The sequence below is a fragment of the Streptomyces sp. S3(2020) genome, from assembly GCF_013044505.1.
GTDB lineage: Bacteria > Actinomycetota > Actinomycetes > Streptomycetales > Streptomycetaceae > Streptomyces.
The window spans coordinates 1-5,153 of record NZ_JABERD010000375.1 but is presented as its reverse complement, the minus strand read 5'-3'; the positions used below and the strand labels follow the sequence as shown (position 1 = coordinate 5,153).

Annotated in this window: 3 protein-coding genes; all 3 read right to left on the bottom strand. The window is 75.1% G+C overall.

Features of this window, described 5'->3' with window-relative positions; translation table 11 throughout:
* The coding region (locus tag HLK59_RS47935) for a serine protease (RefSeq protein WP_171147982.1) at positions 1 to 4,273 on the bottom strand (4,273 nt) is incomplete at its 3' end.
* Entirely contained in the window at positions 4,263 to 4,667 is a 405-nt protein-coding gene (locus HLK59_RS47930) for a CU044_2847 family protein (protein ID WP_171147981.1), read from the bottom strand. The genes HLK59_RS47930 and HLK59_RS47935, both read right to left, overlap by 11 nt.
* Positions 4,668 to 4,950: 283 nt before the next feature.
* Positions 4,951 to 5,153: tetratricopeptide repeat protein (locus HLK59_RS47925; RefSeq protein ID WP_171147980.1), on the bottom strand; the 203-nt coding region annotated here is incomplete at its 5' end.

Here is a 5,153-nt window from a genome sequence, read left to right as displayed (position 1 = left end):
GGGCGGGGGTGTAGGGGCCGGGGGCCGCTGAGCAGAGGGCGGCGTGCCAGTCGGCGGGTGCGAGGCGCAGGGTCAGGGTGTCGTGGTCGTCGTGCGCGAGGCGCAGGGTGTCGCCCTTCAGACGCCAGGCGCCGAGCGGGGAGGACGGGAGCCCGACGCGGCCCAGGAGCTTGCCGCTCCCGGGAGAGAACAGCGCGATGTCCCCGTACAGGTCGGCGACCAGCGTCCCGTTCTCCGACACGCCCAGCAGGCTGCTCACCTCCTCCAGAGGACCGGTGCGTCCCGTACCGCGCTCCTCGTCGACCCGCCACCACTGCACCCGGCGGTCCTCGCCACGGGCGGCGAGCCGGTCGCCGTCCGGGGTGAAGACCGTGAGCCGGTCGAAGTCGTCCGAGGCGTAGGCGAGCGGGGCGCCTTCCAGCCGGGACATCCGGGTGCCCCTGCGCACGTCCCACACCTCGATCCGGCCGTCCTCGCCCCACTCCCGCGTGACCACCGCCACCTGGTCCGGGTGGCCCGGCCGGGCGGTGAGCTGTCCGCCCCAGGCCTCGTCGCCCGAGGGCGAGGCGGGCTTCAAGCGGACCGGGCCGCCGCTCTGGAGTCCGGTGCGGGGGTCCAGCCGGACCAGGGTGCCGTTGAGGCAGAGCAGGACGATCTCCCCGCCGGCCGCCTGGACCACGTCCTCCGGGGTGTCGCGGTCCGGACCGCCGGCGCGGCCGCAGCTCCACGTGACCCGCGCGGGGGAGGCCAGCGTGTCCACGTCGTACAGGAGCGCGTACTTCATGTTCCTCGCCCAGAGCAGCAGCGTCTCCTCGCCGTCCCGGGTGGCCCAGAGCAGGCGCGGCGGGTGGTTCAGCTGCCTCTTGAGGGCGGGCAGGCGCGTGCCGCGCAGGCGGGCATCCGGGCCCAGCACCTCCAGGCTGCCCTGCCGCACCCTTGCCGTGCGCGAGCCGTCCGGGGCCAGGGCGGAGGCGGTGCCCCAGGGGGAGGAGCCGCTCCGGGCGGGCGGCGGCACCGGTACCGGGCGCACCCGGATCAGGGAGTCCCCCACGGTGGTGAGCACGGTGCGGGGTCCGTCGTTCTCGCCGACGACCGCGATGTCCTGGGCGGAGGCCCTGCCCGGGAGCGTGGCCGCCCAGTGGCGCCGGCCGCCCCGGGCGTCGAGGAACGTGACGCGCCGGTGGTCGCCGCCCGGTGCCGAGAGGGTGGCGTGTGCGTCGTCGTACAGGTGTGTGCCCGTCAGATCCGGGCGGCCGACGGGTCCGTCGAGCTCGCCGCTCGGCTGGTGCGCCCCGGGGACCAACGTGTACCAGCGGTGGACGCCGCCCGTGACCAACCAGACACCGTGCCCCCGGCTCGCGCGAGCCTCTGGGTAGCGTGACACCACTGGCCCGTACACCTGACGCACCTGCTCGCCGGAGCGCACGGCGTGGACGCCCAGACGGTCGTAGGCCCCGTTCTCTCCGTCGCGTGCCTCGCGGGTGACGGCGACGGCGATCCGGTCGCCCGTCCCCAGCAGCCAGGCCCGGCTCGGACGGTCCCGGGCGACCGGCCGCTGGGACGCGGGAAGGGGGCGACCGGTTCTCGGGTCCCACAGCCGTACCTGTGCGTGCCTGCCGGCGTCCCGCGGGCTCGGCTTCTGGAAGGCGTGGAAGTGCAGGAGGCGGCTGCCGTCGTCCGAGAAGTCGACGGTGGACCCGTACACATCGCCCCGAGCGGCCAGGGGTCCCGACAGGGTGCGCGGCCGGGGGACACGGTCGGTCAGGTTCCAGAGCAGGACCCGTCCGTCCGTCGTGGCCAGCGCGTAGCGTCGGCCGTCGTCGCTCAGCGCGTCCGCGTAGCCCCCTGTCACCAGGCCTGTGGGGAATCCCCGCAGCCGCAGTGCCCGTGGCCGCCCGTCGAGGGCACCCGTCACCACGGTCGCCTCCGCATCCGCCCCGCCCTCCGGCCGGGACACCACCACCAGTGTCCGGCCGTCCGGGGTCGCCAGGGTCGTGCGGGCCGTGCCGCGCCACAGCCCGCTGTACGAGGCGGTGGTGTTCCGCGCCCGGACGTACTGCTGGAACAGAGCGCGCTGAGCCTGCGGTGTGTGCCGCACGGTCCACGCGCCCGCCGCGTAGCGGAACGCACTGTCCGGTGACCGCTCGGCCATCTCACCACTGAGTTCGCTCAGCTCGGTCGAAGCGGCCGTCCGCAGCTCCGCCAGGTCCCTTTGACGGGCACGGTAGGAGTTGACCGCGAGGACCGAGGCCAGCACCGCCAGTGCGGTGACCAGGCCCGTGACGGCCCACAGTCGCCGCAGTCCGCGGCGCTGCCGTCGTCGGCCCGCCTCCAGGTAGGCCCGTTCCGTCGTCGTGAGGTCCTCGGGGCGGCCGGCCAGCCACTCCAGCCCCTGGGCCAGCCGCACCCCGTGCGGCAGCAGTCCGGCCGGCCGGCCGCGGGCCTCCCATTCGGCCGCGTCCCGTGCCGTGCGCTCCTGCCACTCGCAGAACCCGGCGTCGTCCCGCAACCAGTCGGTGAGACGCGGCCACCTGTGCAGCAGGGCCTCGTGCACGACCTGCACGGTGCCTCCCGGGTCCCCGGGGGCCGCCGTCTCCACGACGTCCCACACGAGGAGGCGCCGCCCGGCCAGACCGCGTGCCAACCCCGCCTGATCAGAAGGCAGTTCGCCGGTCGCCACCGGTCGCCGGGTGAAGCCGCCCTTCCCGTCCGGACGCGCCAGCCGTTGGAAGAGCCGCTGCGCGGCAGCCTCCGGTACGTCGCCGCGCGCGAGGCACGCCGTGAGGGCCTCGTCGGCGTACGAGGCCAGCGCCCCGCCGACGCCGCCGATCTCCTCGTACGCGGAGTGCGTGAGGGTGTGGGCCTTCTTGCGGCGCCACAGCTCGGTGAGGGTGAACTGGAGCAGGGGCAGACAGCCCGGTTCCCCGGCGGCGTCGCGTACGAGGCGGGCGCTCAGTCCGTCCTGAAGGCGGAGTCCGGGGACGGACCTGACCGGCTCGTCGACGGTGAGGGCGAGCGCCTCGGGTGTCATGGGGGCCAGGAAGACGACCGCTCGGCCCAGGGACGCCGACGTGTCGGCGGCGCTGAGTGACTCCAGCGTGGCGGGCCGCGCCGTCAGTACGACGCGCAGACCGCCGCCTTGTGCCGGATCGGGCGCGGCGGTCAGCGCCGACAGCGTCCGGAAGGCCCGGAGCGCCGCCCGGGGGTCGTCGGCGGCGTACTCCTCGAACTGGTCGAGCAGGAGCACGGCTCCGGCCGGACCGAGTTCGTCGCGGAGCCGGCCGAGGAGCGCGACGCGGGCGCCCTCCGGTCCGGCACAGGCTTCGAGTACGGCGTCGAGGCGCTCTCGGCGGGCCGCGGTGTCCGGTGCGGCCGCGTGCCAGGCAGCCACGACGGCCTCCCCGACCCAGGCATCCCCGGAGCCGGCGCCGGCCGGATCCGCCGCGGGCTGCGGCACGCGCAGCGCCGACGGGGTTCCCCGGCGCCGTAGTTCGGCCAGCAGACCGGCCCTGAGCAGCGACGACTTCCCGCTGCCCGAGGGGCCGGCGAGTACGGTGACCGGTCGTGAGCCGACCGCTGCCACGAGCGTGCGTACCTCCGGCCCACGACCGTGGAAGTACGGGGCGTCCTGTTCCTCGAACCGGCCCAGACCGCGGAAGGGGCACGCCACGGGCGTCTCCGAGTCGAGCAACCGGTCCGCGGGAATCAGATACGCGGTGCCGCTGAGCCCGTACCGTCCGCGCGTGACGAGCATCCCGGCCACGGCCTCCCGTCGTACGTCCCATACGGCGGCCCCGCTGAACCCCTGGGCGATCGGTACCCCGTGGGCGGCGAGGTCGAGCTGGAGCCGGTCGGCCCGCTGGCGGCCGCGCAGCACTCCGGTGGCGTTCACGCCTCGTGGCGCGTCCTCGGGGAAGCCGAAGGAGCGGATCTCCCCGCCCCACCCGTCGCTCCCGTCGGCCACGAACGGCAGCGGCTCGGTGCCCTCCACCGCGACAGCCAGGCGCAGGAGCGCGACATCGTCCTCCGGCCGCCAGGACACGATCTCGGCGGTGACCGCAGGGCCTGCCTCGGCCCCGGCGAGCAGCGGGAAGTCGACGGCCACCGGTCGGTCCGGGCGGCCGCCGTCGACCTCCCGGACGACGTGGGCGCAGGTGCACACCAGTCGTTCGCCGATGAGGAACCCCGCTCCCGCGACCGCCCCGTCCGGGCCGAACACCCGGGCGGCGCCCCGCTCGTAGCGGGCCTCCGGGGGAAGACCGTCAGACGGCACCGGACGCGTCCCGTCCACCCGTGGTCTCCCACTCCACACCCACGGAGAAGTGCGCCTCCGCGGCGGTCCTGGCGAGCACCACACCGGCCTCGGCGGTCACCTTCACCCCGAACTCCAGGGTGATCCGGTCCGGCCGACGCGGCATCGCCCGCAGTGACTCGACCACGTCCTGCACGGCCGGGCGCACCCGGTCCACCGCGGCGCGCAGCGTGTCGGCGGCGCCGGCCACGGTCTCCGCGGGGCGTGGGCGGCCGATGGGTTCGTAGGCGTCGGCGGGCGCCCGCGGTGGGGCGGCCGGGGCGGCTGGTGGGGCGGCCGGTGTAGCGCTTGTCGAGGCCGTCTCCACGCGCAGCAGTGATCCGTCGTCGAGTTCGATCGTGGTGATGGTTGCCATGAAGCGCTGAGCCTGCCTTGTTGCGAGGAGCCGGATACGTCCTCTCGATCAACGAGCCGCCCGGGGCCGGGAGTCGGTGATGTCCGAAGCGGACAGCAGCCGTCTTCTCGCGATCAGCTCCGCGCGGGCCCGGTGCTCGGTCGGGCTGTTCTTGATCCCAGTCGACGTGATCGGCGATCGACGGGAACGACGGGAGGGGGACGGCAGCATGCGGACGGTCCGACGGCACGGACGCCGGCCCGGCTGTGCGAGACGCTGCGTCGCGCCGGACGATGGCTGGAGCCTACGACTGGGCGCTGTGCCCCTGGTGGCGCAGCGCGGCCGTCTGTCGGTAGAGCTCCACCGCCTCCTCCCCACGTCCGAGCTGTTCGAGGCAGTGGGCCTCGTCGTTGCGGCTGGCGAGGGTGTCGGGGTGGTCGGCGCCCAGGACGCGTTCGCGGGCGGCGGCGACTCTGCGGTACTCGGTGAGGGCGTCGGCCCAGCGGC